This window comes from Rhodococcus wratislaviensis (genome assembly GCF_041228765.1).
Classification (GTDB): Bacteria; Actinomycetota; Actinomycetes; order Mycobacteriales; family Mycobacteriaceae; genus Rhodococcus_F; species Rhodococcus_F wratislaviensis.
Genome location: NZ_CP150488.1, coordinates 1,248,691 through 1,272,219 on the forward strand (window position 1 = coordinate 1,248,691; position 23,529 = coordinate 1,272,219).

General features: G+C 65.9%; 19 protein-coding genes. 15 read left to right on the plus strand and 4 right to left on the minus strand.

The genetic code is table 11. The features are described 5' to 3' along the window. Positions 1–41: 41 nt before the first annotated feature. Entirely contained in the window at positions 42–431 is a 390-nt protein-coding gene (locus WKC72_RS05590; RefSeq protein ID WP_370184269.1) for a WhiB family transcriptional regulator, read from the plus strand. 69 nt (positions 432–500) lie between these two features. Here WKC72_RS05590 and WKC72_RS05595 read toward each other — a convergent pair whose 3' ends face one another. Next, a complete protein-coding gene (locus WKC72_RS05595) occupies positions 501–1,439 on the minus strand; it encodes an AraC family transcriptional regulator (protein WP_370181985.1) in 939 nt (312 codons plus the stop codon). 234 nt (positions 1,440–1,673) lie between these two features. Here WKC72_RS05595 and WKC72_RS05600 point away from each other — a divergent pair, with 234 nt between their 5' ends. The 14 genes from WKC72_RS05600 (at position 1,674) to WKC72_RS05665 (ending at position 19,114) form a co-directional block, all read left to right on the plus strand. Next, positions 1,674–2,240: a flavin reductase family protein gene (locus tag WKC72_RS05600; RefSeq protein WP_370181986.1), complete on the plus strand. Its 567-nt coding sequence runs from the start codon at positions 1,674–1,676 to the stop codon at positions 2,238–2,240. A gap of 48 nt (positions 2,241–2,288) precedes the next feature. Continuing rightward, positions 2,289–3,908, plus strand: coding sequence for a 4-hydroxyphenylacetate 3-hydroxylase family protein (locus WKC72_RS05605; protein WP_370181987.1), 1,620 nt, complete (start codon positions 2,289–2,291; stop codon positions 3,906–3,908). A 179-nt stretch (positions 3,909–4,087) separates the two neighbouring features. After that, positions 4,088–4,885 carry a 2-keto-4-pentenoate hydratase gene (locus tag WKC72_RS05610; RefSeq protein ID WP_370181988.1) on the plus strand — a complete coding sequence of 266 codons (798 nt, stop codon included), beginning with the start codon at positions 4,088–4,090 and terminating at the stop codon, positions 4,883–4,885. Beyond that, positions 4,882–5,790 carry an acetaldehyde dehydrogenase (acetylating) gene (locus WKC72_RS05615; protein WP_370181989.1) on the plus strand — a complete coding sequence of 303 codons (909 nt, stop codon included), beginning with the start codon at positions 4,882–4,884 and terminating at the stop codon, positions 5,788–5,790. The genes WKC72_RS05610 and WKC72_RS05615 overlap by 4 nt, the downstream gene beginning before the upstream one ends. Further along, the gene (gene dmpG, locus WKC72_RS05620) at positions 5,787–6,821 is read left to right on the plus strand and encodes a 4-hydroxy-2-oxovalerate aldolase (protein ID WP_370181990.1); all 1,035 of its coding nucleotides are present in this window, start codon (positions 5,787–5,789) and stop codon (positions 6,819–6,821) included. The genes WKC72_RS05615 and dmpG overlap by 4 nt, the downstream gene beginning before the upstream one ends. A 78-nt stretch (positions 6,822–6,899) precedes the next feature. After that, positions 6,900–7,325, plus strand: a complete 426-nt coding sequence (locus WKC72_RS05625) for a 2Fe-2S iron-sulfur cluster-binding protein (protein WP_370181991.1) — start codon at positions 6,900–6,902, stop codon at positions 7,323–7,325. 14 nt (positions 7,326–7,339) lie between these two features. Further along, complete coding sequence (locus WKC72_RS05630) at positions 7,340–8,254, plus strand: catechol 2,3-dioxygenase (RefSeq protein WP_370181992.1); 915 nt, start codon at positions 7,340–7,342, stop codon at positions 8,252–8,254. An 84-nt stretch (positions 8,255–8,338) separates the two neighbouring features. Next, positions 8,339–9,172 carry an alpha/beta fold hydrolase gene (locus WKC72_RS05635; protein ID WP_370181993.1) on the plus strand — a complete coding sequence of 278 codons (834 nt, stop codon included), beginning with the start codon at positions 8,339–8,341 and terminating at the stop codon, positions 9,170–9,172. 136 nt (positions 9,173–9,308) lie between these two features. Next, positions 9,309–12,749: a protein kinase gene (locus tag WKC72_RS05640; protein ID WP_370181994.1), complete on the plus strand. Its 3,441-nt coding sequence runs from the start codon at positions 9,309–9,311 to the stop codon at positions 12,747–12,749. A 352-nt stretch (positions 12,750–13,101) separates the two neighbouring features. After that, on the plus strand, positions 13,102–14,736 hold the full coding sequence (locus tag WKC72_RS05645; RefSeq protein ID WP_370181995.1) for a flavin-containing monooxygenase: 1,635 nt from the start codon (positions 13,102–13,104) through the stop codon (positions 14,734–14,736). Between the two features lie 44 nt (positions 14,737–14,780). Next, entirely contained in the window at positions 14,781–16,151 is a 1,371-nt protein-coding gene (locus WKC72_RS05650) for an NAD-dependent succinate-semialdehyde dehydrogenase (RefSeq protein WP_370181996.1), read from the plus strand. A gap of 36 nt (positions 16,152–16,187) precedes the next feature. Then, positions 16,188–17,237: a 2,3-butanediol dehydrogenase gene (locus WKC72_RS05655; protein ID WP_370181997.1), complete on the plus strand. Its 1,050-nt coding sequence runs from the start codon at positions 16,188–16,190 to the stop codon at positions 17,235–17,237. 31 nt (positions 17,238–17,268) lie between these two features. Then, positions 17,269–18,042 carry an SDR family oxidoreductase gene (locus tag WKC72_RS05660; protein ID WP_370181998.1) on the plus strand — a complete coding sequence of 258 codons (774 nt, stop codon included), beginning with the start codon at positions 17,269–17,271 and terminating at the stop codon, positions 18,040–18,042. A 43-nt stretch (positions 18,043–18,085) separates the two neighbouring features. After that, positions 18,086–19,114: an LLM class flavin-dependent oxidoreductase gene (locus WKC72_RS05665; protein WP_370181999.1), complete on the plus strand. Its 1,029-nt coding sequence runs from the start codon at positions 18,086–18,088 to the stop codon at positions 19,112–19,114. A gap of 20 nt (positions 19,115–19,134) precedes the next feature. Here WKC72_RS05665 and WKC72_RS05670 read toward each other — a convergent pair whose 3' ends face one another. From WKC72_RS05670 to WKC72_RS05680, 3 genes are all read right to left on the minus strand, one after another. Next, positions 19,135–20,964 (minus strand): sigma-54-dependent Fis family transcriptional regulator, encoded by a 1,830-nt coding sequence (locus WKC72_RS05670; protein WP_370182000.1) that lies wholly within the window; start codon positions 20,962–20,964, stop codon positions 19,135–19,137. 112 nt (positions 20,965–21,076) lie between these two features. Continuing rightward, positions 21,077–22,276, minus strand: a complete 1,200-nt coding sequence (locus tag WKC72_RS05675) for a CaiB/BaiF CoA transferase family protein (RefSeq protein WP_370182001.1) — start codon at positions 22,274–22,276, stop codon at positions 21,077–21,079. Next, positions 22,273–23,475, minus strand: coding sequence for an acyl-CoA dehydrogenase family protein (locus WKC72_RS05680; RefSeq protein ID WP_174233799.1), 1,203 nt, complete (start codon positions 23,473–23,475; stop codon positions 22,273–22,275). Before WKC72_RS05680 ends, WKC72_RS05675 begins: the two co-directional genes overlap by 4 nt. Positions 23,476–23,529 lie beyond the last annotated feature (54 nt).

Below are 23,529 nucleotides of genomic sequence, written 5' to 3' on the forward strand. Positions count from 1 at the left end.
ACGACGACTGTCGCGACGTCCTGGACCACACCCGGGCGTTCGTGCGGAACGCGGTGGTTCCGCGTGGGCGGGAGATCGACGCGGCACTCCACTCCGGTGACTGGTGGACGCGTGCCGCGTGCCGCGGCGCCGAACTCGCAGTGTTCTTCTCGCCTGACGATGAACGCGGCCACGCCCGCAACCGGCGTGAAACGCAGGCGCGGCAGATTTGTCAGCCCTGCCCCGTGCTCGCGCAGTGCCGCGATTATGCGCTCGTGTCGGGCGAACCGTACGGTGTGTGGGGTGGCATGACTGAAGGGGACCGGCGAAAGCACAGCCGTCGATTCCGCCGCGGTGAGCGTCGACCGCTCGAATCCGTGCACGCGCGATCCGTTACGGACGTTCCTCGTTCGCGCACTGGTGGGGCGTCGAGGGGTCGCCCCTCCCTGTGATGCCACGCCGACCCGGAAAGTGCAATGCCGCAACCGGTATCACTCTCGTCCGGCTGCTGTGGTCCGTGCTCAGTTCGTGAGGGTCTGAGAGGGGGGTACCCCGTACTTGCGGCGGTACTCTGCCGCGAAGCGCCCCGGATGGGTTATCCCCCAACGGAATATTATGTCCAGGACAGTCGTTGGCGGTGTGGAAACGACCAGGTCCGTGTGTGCGCATTCGAGCCTGACGTCGTGCAGGTAGGCGAAAGGCGTCATCCCGACGTACTCGCGGAAGGCCTGTTGCAGTCGTCGCACGCTGACCCCCGCTATCTCGGCCATGTCTCCTGGTGTCCATGCGCGGGCGGGATCATCGTGAATCGCTGTGAGAACCCGCTTTACGACGCGGGGGCGGTCGGTGAACCGGCCAGGTTCCTCGTCGGGCACCGCTGCGAGGACGAAACCTGTCGTGATGGCCCCGGACAATTGGTCGAGCATCAAGTTGTTGCGTAACAGGTTGTCGTTGGACGCGATCTGGTCGTAGGTCGAACGCAGGAATTTCAGCCAGCTCTGTGCGGTGTCGCTGCGGAGGTCGAGTTGCAGGGGTAGTTGTCGTCCGGGGCGGTCCAGAATGCGGTCCATTTCGCGTCGCAAATAGTCTTGGTCGATCTTGAAGCCGATCAGGCGGCATTCCGCGTTCCAGTGCGGGATGACCGTGCGGACATTCGGTGGGCACGCGGTGGCCTGCCCTACAGCGGAGACGACTTCGGTGCGCTCGATCACCGACTTCATCTCGCCGCTGACCGGGATGTTGATGCCGTAGGCGCCGGGGTGTTCCGACACCACGGTGACCTCACCGCCGAGCGCCATGTGCGTGATGCGACATGATCCGAGATCGACGCTTCCCAGTGACGCATGGGGTTTGGCTCCGGCAGCCAGTGGCCTCATTACATGCGGGAAGTACGCATCGGCGACCGCTTCGTGGACGTGGTGCCAGTCCTCGAAGGGTGGGGTATCGCCAGTGTTCTCCACGAGAGTCGTACCAACCTCTCCAGCGCGGCGCAGGATGATGCCGCGTATGACAACGTCGCTTCTAGTGAGTTATATCACCAGGAAAGCCTGACCGGGTCCGCGATTTCTTCGTTGCGTTGAGTGGATAGCCCCTTCGTTGAGTGGATCGCCAGCCCTGTGACCCCAGTCATACCTTGGGTTCGTACCCCGAAGTCGAGTCGACTCGGCCAAGCGAACGAAAGCAGGTGGCCACGCATGGACGCACGCACACTACGTGACATTTTCGGGCAGTTCGCCAGCGGTGTCACCGTCATTACCTGCAGAAATGCCGACGGTGAGCCCCACGGCGCGACGGTCACGGCATTTACCTCGGTATCGCTCGAACCCGCGCTGTGCCAGGTGACGCTCACCCGCAAGTCGAAGGCGTGCGGGTTCCTGAGCGACGCGCCGTTCGCGGTGAACATCCTGGGCGCCGATCAGGTGGACACCGCGATGCACTTCGCCGGACGTCCGCAAGTACCCGGCCCGGTGTGGGCTGACGGGCCGACCGCCCCCTTGCTCTGCGGGGCGGCCACCACCTTGTCCTGCACACCATGGGCCCAGTACGACGGCGGTGATCACATCATCTTCATCGGTGAGATCGTCGACGTGACCACCAGCAATGACGACCCACTGCTGTTCTACCGCAGCAAGTTCCATGGCCTCGGCGACCCCTCTGCCGGCTCCGCGTGGAACGGGTCGATGGACGACCCGCACAGCGGCTGGTTCGACGCGACCACCTCCTTCACACCACTTCACCTGATGGCGGGGCAGCCGGCGTAATCCGCACAACTCTCTGCCTCACAGCTCGGACATATCGAAGGGAACACCATGACCACCACTGCCCCTGTCACTGACGTGGCCTCCACCGACCCGACCCAAGTCAATCCGGCGGCGGACGCACCCGTCAACCAACCACAGACCTATGCCACGCGGCCGATGACCGGCGACGAGTACATCGAGTCGATCACGGACGACCGCGAGATCTGGTTGCACGGCGAGCGGGTCAAGGACCACACCAACCACCCGGCATTTCGCAACTCGGTGCGCATGATCGCCCGGTTGTACGACAACCTGCACACCGGTGAGCACGTCGACACTCTCACCTGTCCGACCGACACCGGTAACGGCGGCGTGACGATGCCCTTCTTCCGTACCGCCAAAACCACCGAAGACGTGCTCGCCGACCGCGACGCGATCGCCACCTGGGCGCGGATGACCTACGGCTGGATGGGCCGCTCTCCCGATTACAAGGCCTCGTTCCTCGGGACGCTGCACGCCAACAAGGAGCTGTACTCGCCGTTCCAGGCCAACGCCGAGCGCTGGTACCGCGAGTCTCAGGAGAAGGTCCTGTACTGGAACCACGCCATCGTCAATCCCCCGGTCGATCGGCAACTCCCGCCGGATGAGGTGGGCGATGTGTTCATGAAGGTGGAGAAGGAAACCGACTCAGGCCTGATCGTCTCCGGCGCCAAGGTCGTCGCCACCGGGTCGGCGATCACCAATTACAACTTCATCGCCCACTACGGCCTCCCGATCAAGAAGAAGGAATTCTCGCTGATCTGCACGGTGCCCATGGGGGCACCCGGGGTGAAGTTGATCTCCCGCGCGTCCTACGCGCAGAACGCCGCGATCACCGGAACACCGTTCGACTACCCGCTGTCGAGCCGGTTCGATGAGAACGACGCCATCCTCGTCTTCGACAAGGTACTGGTGCCCTGGGAGAACGTCTTCATGTACGGGGCCGTCGACAAGATCAACACCTTCTTCCCGCAGTCCGGCTTCCTCCCGCGCGCGATGCTGCAGGGCTGCACCCGGCTCGCGGTCAAGCTCGACTTCATCGCCGGGCTGCTGATGAAGGCCCTCGACTGCACGGGTGCCGGCGGCTTCCGCGGCGTGCAGACCCGCGTCGGCGAGGTCATCGGGTGGCGGAACCTGTTCTGGTCGCTGACCGAATCGATGGCGCGCGACCCAGAGCAGTGGATCGGCGACACCGTCATCCCCAAGCTCGAATACGGCCTGACCTACCGGATGTTCATGATGCAGGGCTACCCCCGGATCAAGGAGATCATCGAACAGGACGTCGCCTCCGGGCTGATCTACCTCCCGTCCTCGGCGGCCGACTTCAAGTCGACCGAGATCCGTCCGTACCTCGACAAGTACGTGCGCGGCTCGGACGGAATCCCGGCAGTAGACCGTGTGAAGGTCATGAAGGCACTGTGGGATTCGATCGGCAGCGAGTTCGGCGGTCGCCACGAACTGTACGAACGCAACTACTCCGGAAACCACGAGAACGTCAAGGCGGAGTTGCTGTTCGGTGCGCAGGCGACCGGCGTGGTGTCGGGCATGAAGGGCCTGGCAGAGCAGTTCATGAGCGAGTACGACCTCGACGGCTGGACTGTCCCGGACCTCATCGGCAATGACGACGTGTCCTACTTCAGCCGCAAGTAGTCCCGGAACACACCGGCGGCACGGGCGACGATCGAGGCCCAATTACCGATCGTCGCCCAACCAGGGTCTTCTCGTCCGGGCACGGGCTGTGTGTCCCGTGACGAGAAGGCCCACCACCCTCCTACACCGCATCGGGCACACCCACCGCGCCCACCACGAACACTGAACGAGGTGCTCACATGACCGACGAGGATCTGTCGCAGGCCGCGAAGTCGCTCATCGCGGCCCACAGTGACCGCAGTCCCATCCCACCGCTGACGGACACATATCCCGGGTTGACCGTCGCAGCGGCCTATGACATCCAGCTTCGGCAGGTTGCGCAGTGGACCGCCGAGGGACGGGTGATCCGCGGCCACAAAGTCGGTCTGACCTCGACGGTGATGCAACGCCAGCTCGGTGTCGATCAACCCGATTACGGCCACTTGTTCGCGGACATGTTCCACCTCGAGACCCTTCCGATCGACACCAGCACCTTCATCAGCCCGAAGGTCGAACCCGAGATCGCGTTCGTTCTCGAGAGACCTCTGACCGGACCCGGGGTCACCGTCGCCGACGCGATCAGTGCCATCGACTACGTCCTCCCGGCGCTGGAGATCATCGATTCGCGTATTGCGGACTGGAAGATCACCCTCGCTGACACGATCGCCGACAACGCCTCGTCCGCGGGTGTCGTCCTCGGATCCACCCCCGCCTACCTCGACCGATGCGACCTGCGGCTGACCGGATGCATCGTGCACCAGGGCGGCGAGGTCGTCGGAACCGGCGCCGGCGGCGCCGTTCTCGGGTCACCGATCAACGCACTGGTGTGGCTCGCGAACACGGTGGGACCACTCGGCATCACCCTCGACGCGGGATCGGTGATCATGCCCGGATCCCTCACCGCCGCGGTGGCGGTTACCCCGGGCCAGTCGGTCACCGCCACCTTCGACGGAATCGGCTCCGTCACCGCACATTTCGCACCCCAGGAGACTGCATGACCATCGCAGCCATCGTCGGCCCAGGAAACATCGGCACCGATCTGCTCGTCAAACTACAGCGCACCACCGGAATCGACGTGCGATACATGATCGGGGTCGACCCCGCCTCGGACGGCCTGACCCGCGCCCGAAGCCTCGGTGTCGAGGCCAGCGCCGGCGGCATCGACTGGTTACTCGACCAACCCGACCGACCCGACCTGGTCTTCGAAGCCACCTCCGCCGCCGCGCACCTGGTCAACGCTCCCCGATACGCCGAGGCCGGCATCACCGCGATCGACCTCACCCCCGCAGCCGTCGGCCCGTTCCTGTGCCCGGCGGTCAACCTCGGCGCGAACCTCGAGGCGACGAACCTCAACATGATCACCTGCGGCGGCCAGGCCACCATCCCCATCGTGCACGCCGTCTCACGAATCGCCGACGTGCCTTACGCCGAGATCGTCGCGTCGATTTCGTCGAGATCCGCCGGGCCGGGCACTCGCGCGAACATCGACGAGTTCACCGAAACCACCTCGCACGCCATCGAAACTGTCGGTGGCGCGCAGCGGGGCAAGGCGATCATCATCCTCAATCCGGTCGAGCCGCCGATGATCATGCGCGACACCGTGTTCTGCGCCATCTCCCCCGACGCAGACCGGCACGCCATCACCGAGTCGATCCACCGGATGGTCGCCGACGTGCAGCAATACGTCCCCGGGTACCAGCTCAAGGCCGATCCCCAGTTCGATGATCCGCGCCCCGAGTGGCAGGGCCACGCCAGGGTCGCTGCTTTCCTCGAAGTGCGCGGCAACGGTGACTACCTGCCCGACTGGGCCGGCAACCTCGACATCATGACCGCCGCAGCGGTGCGCGTGGGAGAACTCGTCGCCGCCGCACGCAATACCTCCGAAAAGGTCGCCATCCGATGAACGTACCCGTCCGCCTCACTGACACCACGTTGCGCGACGGCAGCCACGCCGTCAAACATCAGTTCACCACCGCGCAGGTCCGTGACGTCGTCTCCGGTCTCGATGCGGCCGGCATCGAGATCATCGAGGTCACCCACGGTGACGGCCTGTCCGGATCGACCTTCAACTACGGCTTCAGCGGAACCGACGAACTCTCCCTGATCCGGACCGCCGCCGAGACCGCGGTCCGGGCGCGCATCGCCGTCCTGCTGCTGCCCGGACTCGGGACCGTCGCCGACCTGCTCGCCGCCCGCGATGCCGGCGCTTCGGTCGCCCGCATCGCCACGCACTGCACCGAAGCCGACGTATCCATTCAGCACTTCGGTGCGGCCCGCGATCTCGGCATGGAAACCGTCGGCTTCCTCATGCTCTCGCACCGCACCACACCGGGGAACCTTGCCCAGCAGGGACGCATCATGGCCGACGCGGGATGCCAGTGCGTCTACGTCGTCGATTCCGCCGGCGCACTATTGCCGGACGGTATCGCCGATCGTGTGGCGGCGCTGGTGACCGAACTCGGGGACGACGCCCAGGTCGGGGTGCACGCCCACCAGAATTTGTCACTCGGAATCGCCAACTCGATCGCCGGATACCACGCCGGTGCCCGGCAGATCGACGGAACACTGTGCGCGCTCGGTGCCGGTGCCGGAAACTCGCCGACGGAAATACTGGTGACCGCCTTCGAGCGGCTCGGTGTGCCGACCGGCGTCGACACCGACGCGATCCTTGCGGTCGCCGAGGATATCGCACGGCCGTTCATACCCAGACTCCCAGTGGCCGACCGTAATTCGATTATCCAAGGCAAATACGGGGTATACAACTCGTTCCTGTTCCACGCCGAAGCCGCGGCCGGCCGATACGGGGTTCCTGCACACGAAATCCTCGCCCGGGTCGGCGAGGCCGGATACGTCGGCGGCCAGGAGGACATGATCATCGACGTAGCGCTGACGATCGCGGCAGAACGCAGCCGTGCCGTCCCCGCCGCCATCTGATGATCCCCGCCGACCGCACCTGACGCCGGTCGGCGCGGCGCGACAACTACCAGCACGGAACCAGTTCAGGAGGGCCCAGTGGAGAATCCCCAGAGTGGCGAAAGCGGCGCCATGAGCCTCGACGACGACCATGTCGTCACTGTCCTGCCGAACCAGCTCCGCATCGGCGTTCGAGCACACGAAACCATCGTCGACGCTCTGCGCCGTCAGGGCTACCGCACTCGATACAAGTGCCGGCGCGGCGGATGCGGAGCCTGCCGGGCGACGTTGCTCGAAGGGCAGATCACCTACGTCGCCCAGGTCAGTGCGCCCGTCATCGACGGCGCCGACAACGACACCGCACCCGATGCAAAGAAGTTCCTGCCGTGCAGAGCAACTCCGAAGTCCGACGTGATCTTCGAACTCGGACCGCGGGACCGCCTCGAGAACGTTCTGGCCGGACTCGGCGGGACCCGGCCGCGTAGGACGCAGCCACACCCCACCCCTAACTCGACGAAACACTAGGAAAGGTCCCCATCATGTCCGTCATGCGACTGGGCTACGTCCACATCAATGTGACCGATCTAGCCGAATCCAAGAAGCACTACATCGAGACCCTCGGCATGGACGCCGTCCACGAAGAGGACGGCACCGTCTACCTCAAGTCCTGGGACGAGGCCGATCACCACTCGGTCGTCCTCACCGAGGGCGGCGTCGGATTGGTCAAACTGGGCTACAAAGTCTCCGATGAAGCGTCACTCGCCGACATTGAGCAACGCGTCCGCGCGTTCGGCGCCTCCTATGAGCGAATGAGCAAAGGCGACAACCAATCCGTCGGCGACGGCTTGCGGATCACGCTGCCGTCCGAACACACCTTGGAGCTCTACAGCGACATCGAATACGTGGGCACCGCCACCGGATTGTGGAACCCGGACCCGTGGCCGCGCGACGGAATCCGCGGCGTCGGGGTACCCCGCCTCGATCACACCCTGATCACCACCGAAGACCCGGTTCTCCTCGAGCGCTTCTTCTCCGAGGTGCTCGACTTCCGGCCGGCGGAACGACTCGTAGGCGGCGAGGACAACACCGAACTCGTGGCGTCCTGGATGTTCTGCGGCGAACAACCCCACGACATCGCCTTCGTACAGGGCGAGAACGGCAAACTGCACCACTTCGCGTACCACATCGCCGACTGGTCAGCCCTCCTCCACGCCGGAGACATCTTCTCGATGCACGACGTCCCGATCGACTTCGGACCCGCCCGGCACGGCATCACGCGCGGAGAAACGATCTACTTCTTCGACCCGGCGGGCAACCGCAACGAGGTCTTCTCTGGGGGATACCGGACCGGCAAGGACTTCCGCACCATCACCTGGACCATGGACCAGGCCGCCCGCGGCATCAACTTCACCCACCGCGAACTCGACCAAGACTTCCTCACCGTCGTCACCTGACCCGTCCCCGGCGGCACCCTCGCTGCCGCGGCCCCTAGTCCCGTCAACACCCCAACCACCCTTCGCACGGGAAGCAGAAACAACATGACTACATCAGTCGAACACAGCCCAGAAATCGCCGATACCGTCGTGGTCAACGGAATCGCGACGAACTACCACGACCAGGGCCAAGGCGCACCGGTCGTTCTGATCCACGGATCCGGCCCAGGAGTCACCGCGTGGGCGAACTGGCGGACCACGATCCCTGCACTCGCCAAGAGCTTCCGGGTCATCGCCCCCGACATCCTCGGATTCGGATATACCGAACGCCCTGACGGAGTCGAATACAACTCCGCCACGTGGACCGACCATCTCATCGGCTTCCTCGACGCCCTCGGACTCGACAGAGTTTCTATCGTCGGCAACAGTTTCGGGGGCTCACTCGCCCTGCGCATCGCGACCGAGCACCCCGAACGTGTCGACCGCCTCGTGTTGATGGGCAGTGTCGGGGTGCCCTTCGAGATCACCGACGGACTCGACGCCGTCTGGGGCTTCGAACCCTCGCTACCGGCCATGCGCAAGTTGCTCGATGTCTTCGCCTACGACCGCACTCTGGTCAGCGACGAACTCGCCGAACTCCGACTCGCTGCCGCAACCCGCCCCGGCGTGCAGGAGGCATTCAGTGCGATGTTCCCCGCCCCCCGGCAGCAGGGCGTCGACGAGATGGCCGTCGACGAAAACTTGATCGCAGGCTTGGAGAACGAAACCCTCATCGTTCACGGACGCGACGACCAGGTCATTCCCCTCTCGAACTCGCTCCGACTGCTCGAACTCATCACGAACTCGCAACTGCACGTATTCGGGCGCTGCGGTCACTGGGTGCAAATTGAGCATTCAACCCGGTTCAGCAAGCTCGTAGCCGAGTTCCTCGCCGAATAGCGGGCGGGCGGAACACCCACCGCGGTCGGTACCCCTGGCATCAGTTGCAGGGATACTCTGGGATCACTGCCCGCCGACGACGGGACGACTCGAGCCGGCCACCGGTGTGGTGACGCCGACCGGGATGGGGCGTGCGATGACCGAATTCGATCCGCTTGCCACCCAGCGCGACAACGCCGGGGACATCACGGCAGAGCTGGAGGCCGCCGGATTCACCGGGCTCGACGAAATCGGCCGCGGAGGGTTCGGTGTCGTCTACCGATGCCGTCAACCGCATTTGGACCGCACGGTGGCGGTCAAGGTACTTGCCGCGGACCCGGCGCCAGAGGATCTGGAGCGGTTCCTGCGCGAGCAGCGGGCGATGGGCCGACTGTCCGGGCACCCTCACATCGTCACCGTTCTGCAGGTGGGCACCACCCCGGCGGGCCGACCGTACCTCGTGATGCCGTATCACCGGTACGGCTCGCTCGACGCTACGATCCGCCGCACCGGTCCCCTGAACTGGGCCGATACGGTGAACATGGGGATCGCGTTGGCCGGGGCGCTCGAGACGGCTCACCAGGCCGGGGTGGTGCACCGCGACGTGAAACCGGCGAACATCTTGCTGACCGAATACGGCGACGCGCAATTGGCGGATTTCGGGATCGCCCGAATTCCAGGGGGCTTCGAGACCGGTACCGGTGTGATCACCGCTTCGCCCGCGTTCACCGCTCCCGAGGTCCTCGCAGGGCAGAGCCCCACCCCGGTATCGGACATCTACAGCCTGGGCGCGAGCTTGTTCTGCGCGCTTACCGGGCACGCCGCGTTCGAACGCCGCAGCGGCGAACAACTCGTCGCCCAGTTTGTGCGGATCACCACCGAGCCGGTGCCGGATCTGCGGGATCCGGCCATCCCCGATGCGGTGACGGCGGTGATCGGACACGCCATGGCCACCGACCCCGCGGCTCGGCCATACACGGCGGCGGAGTTCGCGGACGAGCTGCGCGACACTCGGACCCGGGCCGGAGCGCACGCCGACGAGGACCCGCCGCTCCGCGGTCCAGCAGATGTGCACGTGGACTCGCCGAAATCGGTGCCCGTGCCGGCCGAGCCTCTCGCAGGCACACAACGGACGCGGCTTGCGCCGCCGACTCCGGCAACGAAGTTCCGGCCACCCACCGCACCGAAGGCCCTGGTGCCCCGGGCACGGCTGCTCGACGTCTTGCGGGCAGCGAGGCGGCGTCGGCTGGTGCTCATCCATGCGCCCGCCGGGTACGGCAAGTCCACCCTCGCGGCCCAGTGGCGCGAGGTGCTCGTCGCCGGAGGCACGGTAGTGGCGTGGCTCTCCGTCGACAACGACGACAACAACCTCGTGTGGTTTCTCGCGCATCTGATCGAGGCGATCCGGCGTGTGCAGCCCACTCTGGGTCACGATCTCGGTCAGGTACTCGAGGACCGCGGCGACGACGCCGACCGCTACGTGCTGACCTCACTGGTCAACGAGGTCCACGATCGGGGCCTGCCGGTGGCGGTTGTGATCGACGACTGGCACCGGATTACCGATTCCGCGACCCTCGCCGCCCTGGGCTACCTGCTCGACAACGGCTGCCACCACCTACAGCTCATCGTCACCAGCCGGACCCGATCCGGACTGCCGCTCGGTCGAATGAAGGTTCGCGACGAACTGGTCGAGGTCACCGCCGCGGACCTGCGGTTCGATCTCGACGAATCCACCCGCTTTCTCGTCGACGTGAACGGACTCGCACTGGCCGACTCCGAGCTCGTGGCACTGACTCGCTCCACCGACGGATGGGTCGCGGCACTGCAGCTCGCGTCCCTGTCGCTCCGCGGCAGACCCGGAGCGGGAGAATTGATCGCCCACCTGTCCGGCCGACATCACGCCATCGGCGAGTTCCTGGCCGAGAATGTGCTGAACGCACTCGAACCTGAACTTCTCGACTTCCTGATGGCCACTTCGGTTCCGGAACGAATCTGCGGCGAGCTCGCAGAACTCCTTGCAGACACGACCCGCGGACAGGCGCTGCTCGAGGAGGTCGAAGAGCGGGATCTGTTCCTGCGCAGCCTCGACGACGACCGCGACTGGTTCCGTTATCACCATCTGTTCGCCGAGTTTCTCCGACGCCGGCTCGAGCGCGACGCACCCGAGCAGCTCGTACGGTTGCACCGAAAAGCGTCGGACTGGTTCGCCGACCACCACGCTCTCGGCGAGGCGGTCGATCACGCACTGGCCGCCGGCGACGACGACCGTGCCGTGGACCTGATCGAGTCGCACGCGATGAGCTTGATCGAAAGTTCGAAGATGGGCACGGTCCTCGCTCTGGTCGCGAAACTGCCCGCATCGCTCGCACAGAACCGGGCCCGGCTCCAGATGATCGTGGCATGGGCCAACGTCCTGCTGCACCGACTCGAGCCGATGCAGGCCGCCCTGACGCGGGTCGGGGCCGCCCTTCAACACCACACTCTGACCGAGGCGCAGGCGATCGATCTGCGGGTGGAGGCAGCCGTCATCGCCGACGTCGGACGGTGCCACGCCGACGTCATCGACGAGCCCGGCGAGCAGGTCCGCGAATGTCTGAAACGACCGGACACCCTGCCGCCCTTCGTCGTCGCCGCGGCGGCCGACGTGACCTCCTTCGCGGACATCTGCAGCTTCGAGTTCGACGCCGCCCGTCGCCGGCAGAACTGGGCGCGGCGCTACCACCAGCAGACCCGCGGTCCACACTTCGGGATGATCGGGCACTGTTTCGCCGGCATCGCCGCCAATGAACTCCTCGACATCACCGCCGCCGAGGGCCACTTCCGCGCCGCCAGGGACCTCGCCGTTGCCTCGGTCGGAGTCCACTCGTATGCGGCACAGCTGTCCGGTGCCCTGCTCGGTGACCTGCTGTACCAGCAGGGCACGATCGATGAGGCCGAGCGACTGCTCGATGCCAGTTACCGCCTCGGCGCCGAGGGCGGTGTCGTCGATTTCATGCTCGCGAGTTATGGCACCGGCGCCCGGATCAAGGCCCTGCGTGGGGACATGCCCGCGGCCGTGCGGCGGCTGGACGACGGCGCCGACACCGCCCGAAAGTTGTCACTGCCGCGGCTCGCCGCGCGGATCGACAACGAACGGATTCGCTGCGGAGTGGAGCTGGGCAGCGAATTCCGCACTCGGACAGAGCGATCGACACCAGAACGCCAGTCGGCCGAGATCCGCACTCGGACGACTGAGATCGACGAAGATTCCCAGATCCGGCTGCTCTTGACCGCACACGCCTACGACCAAGCCTGTGCCCGTGTGGAGGCGGTGGTACGGGCACTCGAAACTGCGCGGCGACCGCGGGCCCTCCTCGAGGCCAGGATGCTGCTCGCCCGGTGCCTGGCAGTCGCGGGAAGGGTCGCGGACGCGAAACAGGTCCTCATTCCCGTTGCCGCCGACTGCGCCGAATACGGACTGCCGCGCCTGGTGGCGGACGGGGGCGAACCCGTCACCGGACTCCTCACCGAAATCGCCGACGATCAACGCCACGGCCGCTGGCAGCCCGAATGGCCGTCCATCCCGGCGTCCTTCATTGCTCAGACGTGCCCGTCCTAGAACGAAGCGGACGGGTCTTCCGCGAGGCCGCGACGCGCGGACTGCATGCATCAGAAGGACTCTGACCGCTCGCCCTTTGCGGGATCAGCCGTCCGATCACAGCCGGTGCGGGGGCTCTTGCAGATCCCCTTCGATTCCTAATCCGGCTGCACCGCAACCGGTTCACCCCCGTCGACCGCGAGTATCGGGCCGGCGAGGAACTCGAGCGCACAACTCACGCATCGGCGCAGGTCACAGCATATGTTCGGCCGTTGTTTCAGATTGGAACAACTACGGCACCTGTGTTCCCTTCCATGATGGTCCCAAGCAAGTGGCGCACGCCACACCACGCGAGACCGAAGGAACATGTGCCATGGATGCAGCCGCTCACGATCAGATCCACGAGCTCGACGCCCTCGTCGTCGGAGCCGGATTCGGCGGGATCTACATGCTGTACAAGCTGCGCAACGAGTTGGGCCTCGACGCCGTCGCCATCGACAAGGCCGGCGGAGTCGGTGGAACCTGGTACTGGAACAAGTATCCCGGAGCGCTCTCGGACTCCGAGGGCTTCGTCTACCAGTACTCGTTCGACCGCGACCTGTACGAGCAGACCCCGTGGAAGACGAAGTTCGTGACCCAGCCCGAGATCCTCGAGTACCTCAACGGCGTCGTCGACCGGTACAGCCTGCGTGAGAGTATTCAGCTCGAAACCGGCATGACCGACGCCGAATTCGACGAGCTCTCGGGCACCTGGACCGTGCGGACCGACCGCGGCGTCACGTACCGGTGCCGGTTCCTGGTCACCGGCCTCGGACTGCTGTCCGCGACGAACATGCCCAGCTTCCCGGGCATCGAGACGTTCGAGGGCCGCCTGGTGCATACCGGCGCGTGGCCCGAGGACCTGGACCTGACCGGCAAGCGGGTCGGTGTCATCGGCAACGGATCGACCGGCAACCAGGTGATCACCGCCAGCGCCCCGATCGTTGCGCACCTGACGTCCTTCCAGCGCACCCCGCAGTACAGCGTTCCCGCCGGTAACCGCGAGCTCACCCCGGAACAGATTCAGCATCACCGCGACAACTTCGACGCCATCTGGGACCAGGTCCACAACTCGAGCACCGCCATGGGTTTCGTGGAGAGCACGGTGGAGACCTTCAGCATCGATGAAGCGGAGCGCGAAGCCGTCTACGAGAAGGCGTGGAACGAGGGCGGCGGGTTCCGGTTCATGTTCGAGACGTTCGGCGACATCGCCACCGACGAGGACGCGAACGAAGAGGCGGCAAAGTTCATCCGCCGCAAGATCGCCGAGATCGTCAAGGACCCGGAGACCGCCCGCAAGCTCACGCCCACCGACCTGTACGCGCGGCGTCCGCTGTGCGATTCGGGATACTACGAAACCTTCAACCGCCCCAACGTCACACTGGTGAACGTCAAGGAGAACCCGATCGCGAAGGTGACGGAGAAGGGCATCGTCACCGAGGACGGCACCCTCCACGAACTCGATGTCCTCGTGTGTGCCACGGGATTCGACGCCGTCGACGGAAATTACGTGCGCGTCGACATCCGCGGCCGCGGGGGTGAAACCCTGAAGGAACACTGGAGCGACGGGCCGACGAGCTACCTCGGCATGACCACCGCAGGGTTCCCCAACATGTTCATGATCCTCGGCCCCAACGGTCCGTTCACGAACCTCCCGCCGTCGATCGAGACTCAGGTCGAATGGATCGGCGACGCCGTCCGCCACGTCTCGGCGACCGACGCGGGCTGGATCGACGTCAAGCCCGACACCGAAGCCGAATGGACGCAGACCTGCACGGACATCGCCAATCAGACCCTGTTCTCGAAGGCTGCCGGTTGGATCTTCGGCGCCAACATCCCGGGCAAGAAGCGCACGGTCCTGTTCTACCTGGGCGGACTCAAGGAATACCGCTCGACCCTCGCATCCGAATCGTCGGCCGGATACCCGAGTTACACCACCAATGACGACGTCCTCGAGCCGGCGATCTGACACACCCTGCGAGGCCGGATTCGATCTGCAACGAAGGACGAGGAATGACGAAGTACGCAACAGTCGACCCCACCACCGGCACCGTGGTGCGTGAGTTCACCACGATGTCGGACGCCGACGCCGATCAGGCGCTCGTACGAGCCGCCGACGCCTACCGGCTGTGGCGTGAGGTCGATCTGGCCGACCGCGCGGCGGTGCTCGCGAAGGTCGCCGAGCTACACCGACAGCACGCCACCGAACTGGCCAAGCTGATGACCCTCGAGATGGGCAAGCCGATCGCACAGGCGGAGGCGGAGGTGGAGCTGTCGGCCTCGATCTACGACTACTACGCCACCGCCGGGCCGGCACTGCTCGCCGACGAGGAACTCGACATCGCCGGCGCCGGGCGGGCACTGGTGCGTACCGCGCCGATCGGGCCTCTGCTGGGTGTGATGCCGTGGAACTTCCCCTACTATCAGGTCGCCCGATTCGTCGCGCCGAACCTGCTGTTGGGCAACACGATTCTGATCAAGCATGCCGGCTCCTGCCCGCAGCAGGCCCTGCGGATCGCCGAGATCATCGACGCGGCCGGAGCACCGGCCGCGATCTACCAGAACGTGTTCGCCACCACCGATCAGGTCGCGACGATGATCGCCGACCCTCACCTGCAGGGTGTGTCGCTGACCGGATCCGAACGAGCCGGCAGCGCAGTAGGCGCGCATGCCGGACGCCACCTCAAGAAGTGCGTGCTCGAGCTGGGCGGTTCCGACCCGTTGATCGTCCTGCCCGGCGCAGACGTGGACAAGGCCGTCTCCGCTGCGGTCGCCGGCCGGTTCTGGAACGCGGGCCAGGCCTGCACGTCGTCGAAGCGGATGATCATCGAGGCCTCGGTGTGGGACCAGTTCGTCCCGGCGTTCGTCGAACAGGCCGCGCAATGGCGGGCCGGGGACCCGATGAGTGAAGACACCCGTCTCGGGCCGATGGCGTCCGTCGCCGCCCGTGCCGACCTGACCGCCCTGGTCGACGACGCGATCGCCAAGGGCGCCGTCGTCCACCTCGGCGGTGAGGTCCCGGACGGCCCCGGCGCCTACTACCCGGCCACGGTGCTCTCCGGTGTCACCCCGGCGATGCGCGCGTACCACGAGGAGTTGTTCGGCCCGGTCGCCGTGTTGCACAAGGTCGAGTCGGTGGACGCGGCCATCGAGTTGGCCAACGACTCACCGTACGGGCTCGGCAGCGCGGTGTTCACCCGCGACGAGAACGAAGCCGACTACGTCGCCAACCGGCTCGACGTCGGCATGGTCGGTGTCAACACCACCATCCGAAGTGCCCCGGATCTGCCGTTCGGTGGCGTCAAGAACTCCGGAATCGGACGCGAACTCGGCCGCTTCGGCCTCGACGAGTTCGCCAACAAGAAACTCGTCCGCATCGTCTGAGCGGCCGACCCCACCACTGCGACACCAGGAGTAGTCATGCGCGCTGCCGTCTACTACGGCAACAAGAAGCTCGAGATCGAAGACGTTCCCGAGCCGACACCCGGAGACGGGCAGGTCAAGGTGCGGGTCAGCCGCAACGGAATCTGCGGAACCGACCTCCACGAGTACTACGACGGGCCGATCTTCATCCCGCCGTCCGACCCGCACCCGCTCACCGGCAAGGCCATGCCCCTCGTCATCGGGCACGAGTTCTCCGGTGTCGTCACCGACGTCGGCAGAGGTGTCACGGATGTGCACGAGGGCGACCACGTCGCCATCGAGCCGGTCTACCGCTGCGGTGAGTGCCGCCCCTGCAAGTCCGGTCGCTACAACCTGTGCACGTCGGTGGGTTTCCACGGCCTCATGGCGGACGGCGGCATGGCCGAGTACACCGTCGTCCCCCGCAACCAGGTGCACGCCCTTCCCGAGAGCATCCCGCTGGAGATGGGCGCACTCGTCGAACCGATGGCCGTCGCGTACCACGCCGCCGTCCTCGGTGAGGTGGGCGACCAGTGTAGTGCGCTGATCTACGGCGCCGGCCCCATCGGCATCGGTCTCTGGTTCGCGCTGCGGGGTATGGGTTTGACCGAGATCGACGTGGTCGAGCCCTCACCGACCCGTCGCGCGTCGATCGAGGCGCTCGGCGCGCGGACACTCGACCCGACGAGCCAGGACGTGTCCGCACTCATCGCCGACCGCACCAACGGTGACGGTGTCGACGCCGCATTCGACGCCGCAGGGGTCGCCCCGGCGGTCACCTCGGCGCTCGAGTGCGTCGGCGAACGCCGACCCCTGATCAGCGTGGCGATCTACGACAAGCCACTGCCCACTCCGCTGATCAACCTCGTTCTGCGCGAGCGTCGCATCCAGGGAACGATCTGCTACACCGGCGACGACTACCGGGCCGTCATCGACCTCATGGCCCGGGGCCACTACGACACGACCGGATGGGTCGACACCGTGCCCCTCAGCGGTGTCATCGAGCAGGGGTTCGAAGCGCTCCGCGCCGGCCAGAAGATGAAGCTGCTCGTCGATCCCACCCTCTGATCCCACTCACTTTCACTACAGGAGAATGACAATGACAGTTGCACATGTAACCGGTGCCGCCCGCGGCATCGGGAAGGCCATCGCCCTGCGCCTCGCCCAGGACGGCCACGACGTCGCCGTCTCGGACCTGCCCTCGATGAAAGACGAGCTCGACGTCACCCGCAAGGGCATCGAAGCCCTCGGTAGACGATCGGCTGCCCTGACCGGCGATGTGTCGGATCATGATTCGGTCCGGCAATTGGTCGTCGACACTGCCGATCAGCTCGGTTCCCTCGACGTCTTCGTCGCCAACGCGGGCATCGCGCAGACCAAAGCGCTCCTCGACGTCACCCCGGAGGAGTACGACCGGGTTCACGCCGTCAACGGCCGCGGCGTCTTCCTCTGCTACACCGAGGCGGCGCGGCAGATGATCAAGCAGGGCACCGGCGGCAAGATCATCGGCGCGTCCTCGATCGCCGGCCACAAGGGCTTCCCCCTGCTGGGCGTCTACAGCTCGTCCAAGTTCGGTGTACGCGCCCTCACCCAGGCAGCGGCGCAGGAATGGGCCGAGCACGGTATCACCGTGAACGCATACTGTCCCGGCATCGTCGACACCAACATGTGGGTGGAGGTCGACCGCGACCTCGGCGCCATCAACAACGTCGGCGAGGGCGAATCCATGAAGGCCATGGCCGCCGGCATCACCCTCGGACGAGTCTCCAGAGGCGAGGACGTCGCAGGCTTCGTGTCCTACCTCGCCGGACCCGACTCGAACTACATGACCGGCCAGTCCGCCCTCATCGACGGCGGCATGCTCTTCGTCTGATCCGCACTTCCCGTCACCCCTCCCCACCGTTGTGGAGCACCTCATGACCTCCTCTCACGTCCCGACGTTCGGCCTCTGGTACGACTTCCGAAACCCGGCCCAGTGGCGGCAGCCGCTCGGCAGTCTCTACCGCGAATCCATCAACCAGGTGGTCTGGGCGGAGCAACTCGGATTCACCTCCGCGTGGCTGAGCGAACACCACTTCGCCGACGACGACTACGCCTCCTCCCCGCTGACGGTCGCCGCAACGATCGGCGCACGGACGTCGACGATGCGGATCGGCACCAACATCGTCGTCGCGGGTCTGCACGAGCCGGTGCGCCTCGCCGAGGACGCCGCGGCGCTGTCGCTGCTGACCGGCAATCGGTTCGAGCTCGGCGTCGGACTGGGCTACCGCGCAATGGAGTTCGCTGCCTTCGGGCGCACCGTCAAGCAACGCCCGAGCCTCCTCGAAGATGCCATCGCCGTGATCCGACGGGCCTGGAGCGGCAGCGGAGAACCCTTCGACGGCAAGCGCTTCTCGCTGCCCGGAGTTCCGGTGACACCCCTGCCGGAAGTGTCGCCGCGGCTGCTGATCGGAGGCCAGTCCGTGCCGGGTATCGATCGGGCCGCCCGACTCGGCGACGGCCTGATCACCCTGTCGAACGACCACTGCCAGGTCTACCTGGACGCCGTCGAACGCCATGGCGGAAGCACTGCCGGTGCGCGGATCTACGCGAGTCAGTGGGCGATCGTCGCCGACGATCCCGAGCGGGTCTGGTCGCAGGTGGGCGAGCACGCCCGATACCAACTCAACAAATACATCGAGTGGGGATCGTTCGAGGGCCCGAATCAGCCATCACAATTCCCCGACACCCAGTCCATCCTCGACGCCGGCGCCTACCGGTTGATGGACGCCTCGATGGCGGTCGACGAACTGGTGTCACTGGCCACCACCTATCCCCAGATCCGCGACTTCCACTATTGGGCCCAACTGCCCGGCGAGTCCGTCGAATCCGGATCGGCGCGCATCCAGTACCTGGCCGACAAGGTCATCCCCGTGGTGACCGAGAAACTCAGCGCCCGAGCCTGACGTGACGAGAGGATGCAGGCTCACACTTCGATGTTGTGAGCCTGCATCTTTCGATACAGCGTGGTCCGGCCGATTCCCAATGCCTCCGCGGCCTTGCTGCGATTGCCCGAGAACTGTTGCAGAGCCCGCAGAATCGTCTCGCGTTCGGAGGTTTCGATCATGGACAGCCGACGGCCGGACCCCGCCCCCTGAATCTGAGCCGGCAGGTCGGCAATCTGGATCACCCGGCCGGGCATACGGCGGACGAGTTGCTCTACGGTCCGGCGCAGTTCGGCGAGGTTTCCGGGCCAGCTCCAGCGAATCAGCAATTGCTGCGCCTCGGAGGAGAATTTCGTCGACTGCTCAGAACCCTCCAGTTCCGACAAGGCCGCATCGATCAGGCCGGGAATGTGTTCGCCCATGTCTCGGAGGTCGGGCAACGCCACGGTGGTGGCCATCTGACTGATCAGGGAGCTGACGTGCGCGGGGGCGCTGTCCCCATCGACGGTGACGACAACCGGAACGTGCGATTCCGCGGGACGCATGAGCGCCTTGACCCGATTCACCTGCAGTGGGGTGAGGTCTTGCAGGTGCTGCACGATCACCGGACGTCCCGATTCGAGGGCGGCAGAAGCTGCGACGAACCACTGCGGCCCCTCGTCCGGCAAGAGTGTCGCGACATCGACCACGTGGGGATCCTGCGCCGCGAAGTGCGTGCGCAGGAACGCAGTGGCCGTGTGCAGCTTCCCGGTACCCGGGCCTCCGTCGAGTGCAAGGCATTCACGGTGCCGAGCCACCTGGGACAGCTGCTCGTCGACCGCGGGCACCGGATGCACCGGCGGTCGGGGTGATCGCTTCGCCCTGGGCGACCGGCGATGCGCAGTTACGGACTCACCCCGGTCCAGTCGCAGGCCATTGTCCTGTTCGGGCAGCACTCGAATCATGTAGGTGGGGCTCGATCCGGACCCACGGTCGATCATCTCCACCTCGGCCTCGTGCCACTCGGACTGCAGCGGTATCGGCATCCGGCACTTGTCCCGGGTGGGTGCGTTGTCGTTCAGGTAGTGCCACAGCATGGCGTGCGTGCCAGGACCCAGATGGGACAGGCCGGCGGTGTTGGCGAACATGGTCTGCTCGTTGATCACGATGACCTGATCGCGCTTGTTCCGATTCGCGTAGAGGTAGGACCGGACCAGGGCATGATCGTGCATTTCGAGTGTCGCGGCGAGGTTGCTCTCGATCTGCCGCCCGACGTCGACAGTGATCGCCCCCATCAGAGGGGACGCGTCCTCGGTGTTGGCGGCGAGTGAGAACGTCCCCAGCAGACGACCGGTGAAGGGCTCGAAGACCGGGGCCCCGGCGCAGGAGAACGCGGCCAATCGCTCGCTGAAGTGCTCGTTACCCTGGATCACCAGCGGACGTCTCTCGGCGAGAGAGGTGCCCATCCCGTTGGTACCGATGGTGCGCTCCGAGAAGTCGAACCCCTCGGCAGCGTAGGCACTGTCGAGGCGAGAGCGCTGGCGCGGTTCGCTGGCCTTGCGGCTGAGGATGTTGCCGCTGCTGTCACTGAGGAACATCGCGACACGGACGTCGGCCAGGTGATCCGCCAAGCGCGCCAGCACGGGCTCCGCAGCCTCCTCGAGAGCGGAATTGGTGACCAGACTCCCCCGGTACGGCGGCTGGACGGACTGCACTTCCTCACCGATACAACGGCGCCAGCTGCGATCGATGACTTCCCGGACTCCGGAGTGCAAGGTATCCGAGTCCAGTAATCCTTTGGCGAGCAGCTCCTCTTTCGCTCGTCGGATCCGCTCCTGATCGAGTGGACCGGCTACACGACCGGATTTGCCTCCACCGGCGCGCTGAGCCATGTGCTCCCCTTATCCGATACAACAGTGTTCCGCATCACATTGTTGGTCAGTACAAGTATGCGCGGTTGTTCCGAAATGAAACATTGACGGTTTATCGGGAGAAGTGAGGCATCTACCCGACGGTCCCTCCGGTACGCAGTCCGGCGATCGCGGCGTCGGTGAGGCCGAGTTCGGCGAGCACGGCGTCGGTGTGCTTCCCCAGGGCTGGGACCGGTCCCATGGGCAGTTCGACGTCGGTGAACGTCATCGGTGGCAATACGGCCCGGACCTGGCCGGACTCGGTGTCGATCCGACGCCACCGGTCGCGCTCGGACAGCTGCGGGTGGTCGATGAGATCACGCATGTCGTTCAACCGTGCGGCGGGCACCCCTGCTGCGGCGAGCCTTTTGTCGAGTTCTCCGGTGTCGAACCGGCGGGTGTGTTCGGCGACGACCGCGTCGGTCGCGGCTCGGTGCCTGACCCGGAGGATGTTGGTCGCGAACTTCGGGTGCTCGGCGAGGTCGGGGCGGTCGAACACGTCGGTGACCAGGGCCCGCCAGCCGCGGTCGTTCTGCACGCCGATGAGTATCCGGCCATCGATGGTCGGATAGGCGTCGTAGGGCGAGATCGAGGCGTGGCTCAGTCCCATCCGTTGCACCTGCGTGTCCTGGTACATCTGCAAGTACATCGGGTGACCGAGCCATTCGACGGTGGCATCGAACATCGACACATTCACAACGGCGCCGACGCCGGTCCGCTCGCGGCGGAACAGCGCCGCCTGCACGGCGGTGAGGGCATACATGCCGGCGGCGATATCCGAAGCGGGGACACCGGTCTTCGTGGCGGTCTCGGGGGTGCCGGTGATCGAGCACAGCCCGGTCTCGGCTTGGACGAGCATGTCGTAGGCTTTGCGGTCCTTCAGTGGCCCGTCGGTGCCGTAGCCGGTCATGTTGACCACGATCAGCTCGGGACGATCCCGGCGGAGTACCTCCGCGCCCAGACCGAGCCGGTCCATGGCGTCGGGTGCGAGGTTCTGGACGACGACGTCTGCCCGGCCGACGAGTTTGCGGATGACCGAGACGCCCTCGGCCGCTTTCAGGTCGACGGTCACCGATTCCTTGCCGCGGTTGAGCCAGACGAAATGCGAGGCAATTCCGTGCACGGCGCTGTCGTAGTTGCGGGCGAAATCGCCCTCACCGATGCGTTCGACCTTGATGACACGGGCACCCAGATCGGCCAGGTGCCGGGTGGCGATCGGGGCGGCGACGGCCTGCTCGAAGCTGACGACGGTGATTCCGTCGAGGGGCAGTAGACCGGGTAGCTGGTTGCTCATCGTTGCCCGCCTGCGGTGTTGCGGGCCTGCTTGACCAGCCCGCCGCCGATGATCAGGCGCTGGATCTCACTGGTGCCCTCGTACAGGCAAAGTAGTCGGACGTCGCGGTAGATCCGCTCGACCGCGACCTCGCGCATGTACCCGCTGCCGCCGTGGATCTGCACCGCGAGGTCGGCGACCTTGCCGACCATCTCGGTGCAATACAGCTTCGCGATGGACGGGGCGAGGCGCCGGTCGGTGTCCTCGACCCAGGAGCGGGCGGCGTCACGCACCAGGGCCCGCCCGGCCATGACGCCGGTCTGCTGGTCGGCGAGCATCGCCTGGACCAACTGGAAGTCCCCGATCGCGGTGCCGCCCTGGGTCGCGGTCGCCGCGTAGGCCACCGACTCGTCGAGCGCACGCTGCGCCTGCCCGACCGCCAGCGCCGCGACGTGCACCCGGCCGCGGGCCAGCGACGTCATCGCGGCGCGGTAGCCGACATCCTCACTGCCACCGACCAGCGCCGACGACGGCACCCGCACGCCGTCGAAGTGCACGGTCGCCGTGGTCGATCCGGCGTGCCCCATTTTGCGGTCCTTGCTCCCCACCTGGACGCCGGGGGTGTCGGACGGCACCAGGAACACGGCGATGCCGGGGCCGTCGCTGTCGGCGGACCGGGTACGGGCGAACACGACGAACAGGTTCGCGATCAGGGCGTTGGTGATGAAGCGTTTCTCCCCGGTGATCAGCCAGTCGTCGCCGTCGCGTACCGCCTTCGTGCGCAGGCCGGCCGGGTTGGAGCCGGCGCCGGCCTCGGTGAGGGCGAACGAGGCAACGACCTCACCCGACGCAATACCCTCGAGCCAGGTCGTCTTCTGTTCCTCGGTGCCGTAGCTGACCAGTACCTGACCGGCGATGCCATTATTGGTCCCGAACATCGACCGCAGCGCGAGGGTGGTGTACCCCAACTCCATCGCGAGTTCGACGTCCTGCACCAGGTTCATGCCGAGGCCGCCCCACTGCTGGGGGATGGCGAACCCGAACAGGCCCATGTCCTTGGCCGCGGTCCGGATCTCGGCGGGGATCGCGTCCGTCTCGTCGATCTCTTGCTCACGCGGGACAACGACGTTGCGCACGAAAGTCCGGGTGTGGGCCAGGATGTCGCGGAAGTCGTCGTCGTCCAACTGCACTGTCGGATCACTGGTCACGGTGGCGGTCACGGTTGTCTCCTGAAAATCGAACTGATCGTCAGCTCACGCGGCCGGCGAGCCTCG

Excerpts from the sequence above, each read along its gene's own strand:
- WKC72_RS05600 (WP_370181986.1), top strand. The coding sequence starts at position 1,674 with ATGGACGCACGCACACTACGTGACATTTTCGGGCAGTTCGCCAGCGGT.
- WKC72_RS05605 (WP_370181987.1), top strand. The coding sequence starts at position 2,289 with ATGACCACCACTGCCCCTGTCACTGACGTGGCCTCCACCGACCCGACC.
- WKC72_RS05610 (WP_370181988.1), top strand. The coding sequence starts at position 4,088 with ATGACCGACGAGGATCTGTCGCAGGCCGCGAAGTCGCTCATCGCGGCC.
- WKC72_RS05615 (WP_370181989.1), top strand. The coding sequence starts at position 4,882 with ATGACCATCGCAGCCATCGTCGGCCCAGGAAACATCGGCACCGATCTG.
- dmpG (WP_370181990.1), top strand. The coding sequence starts at position 5,787 with ATGAACGTACCCGTCCGCCTCACTGACACCACGTTGCGCGACGGCAGC.
- WKC72_RS05630 (WP_370181992.1), top strand. The coding sequence starts at position 7,340 with ATGTCCGTCATGCGACTGGGCTACGTCCACATCAATGTGACCGATCTA.
- WKC72_RS05635 (WP_370181993.1), top strand. The coding sequence starts at position 8,339 with ATGACTACATCAGTCGAACACAGCCCAGAAATCGCCGATACCGTCGTG.
- WKC72_RS05640 (WP_370181994.1), top strand. The coding sequence starts at position 9,309 with ATGACCGAATTCGATCCGCTTGCCACCCAGCGCGACAACGCCGGGGAC.
- WKC72_RS05645 (WP_370181995.1), top strand. The coding sequence starts at position 13,102 with ATGGATGCAGCCGCTCACGATCAGATCCACGAGCTCGACGCCCTCGTC.
- WKC72_RS05650 (WP_370181996.1), top strand. The coding sequence starts at position 14,781 with ATGACGAAGTACGCAACAGTCGACCCCACCACCGGCACCGTGGTGCGT.
- WKC72_RS05655 (WP_370181997.1), top strand. The coding sequence starts at position 16,188 with ATGCGCGCTGCCGTCTACTACGGCAACAAGAAGCTCGAGATCGAAGAC.
- WKC72_RS05660 (WP_370181998.1), top strand. The coding sequence starts at position 17,269 with ATGACAGTTGCACATGTAACCGGTGCCGCCCGCGGCATCGGGAAGGCC.
- WKC72_RS05665 (WP_370181999.1), top strand. The coding sequence starts at position 18,086 with ATGACCTCCTCTCACGTCCCGACGTTCGGCCTCTGGTACGACTTCCGA.
- WKC72_RS05670 (WP_370182000.1), bottom strand. The coding sequence starts at position 20,964 with ATGGCTCAGCGCGCCGGTGGAGGCAAATCCGGTCGTGTAGCCGGTCCA.
- WKC72_RS05675 (WP_370182001.1), bottom strand. The coding sequence starts at position 22,276 with ATGAGCAACCAGCTACCCGGTCTACTGCCCCTCGACGGAATCACCGTC.